General features: G+C 50.5%; 1 protein-coding gene. It reads right to left on the minus strand.

Going from position 1 to position 858, the window contains the following annotated elements; translation table 11 throughout:
• Window positions 1-253: 253 nt before the first annotated feature.
• A partial coding sequence (locus tag WEIDD23_RS04745; protein ID WP_197458811.1) for an L-lactate permease occupies window positions 254-858 on the minus strand: 605 nt, incomplete at its 5' end.

The following is an 858-nucleotide window of genomic DNA, read 5'->3' on the forward strand; positions in this document are numbered from 1 at the left end:
TTCAAAAACTCGGCAACCGAATGGCGCGGACGCCATTCAGCGGGGCAAGTAATTCCCCCTAAATCCTCAAGTGCTGTGTGGACTTTTCTGAATAGCGCCGGCCATGCGGCATGTTGCCGATTTTTGAACGCTCCGGATACCAGCCGAACCTGTTGCAGCTACCGAGAGATTCTCTGTTATTTGGGATCTTCAGAGTGTTGCCAATAGCAGATTATAACGCAAAAAAGCACCGCGTGATGCGGTGCTTTTGTTGTTAGAACATTAACATAATGGCACCGGCAATTCCGACGAGCAGACCGTAAACCAGGGCTGGAATAGCAGTTTTACGTAAGATTGCACCTTCTTGACCGGCCAGGCCGACCACGGCACTGGCTGCAACAATGTTGTGTACACAAATCATATTGCCGGCTGCCGCACCAATGACTTGCAAAGCTAAAATAATGGGCTTGGCAAGATGGGCATTGGCTGCGACGTCAGCTTGAATTGGCGAGAAAGTCAAGGTTGAAACGGTTGCACTTCCCGTGATGAAAGCACCGAGTTCCCCTAAGAAAGGTGCCACGAATACCCACACACCAGCCATATGTTGTGACACGGTTTTGGCGATATAAGTTGGCATTGACGGTAAGTTCATGCCGTTGGTGCCGGAATTCGAGAATACTTGTACCATAATCAAGGTCACCATCAACGTCACACCAGTGCCAACCATCGAGGCTAGCACCGACTTGGCCGCTGGCACAAAAGGTTTCAACGTTCGGGCTTGCACCAAGAGGGCGATAGCCGCAGCTAATGTCAAAATGAAGCCAGGCGAGTAAAGGACCGGCCAGTCGGAGCTAATCCCTTTAATCCCTAGGATGTTAA

Source organism: Weissella sp. DD23 (assembly GCF_001579105.1).
GTDB lineage: Bacteria > Bacillota > Bacilli > Lactobacillales > Lactobacillaceae > Weissella > Weissella cibaria.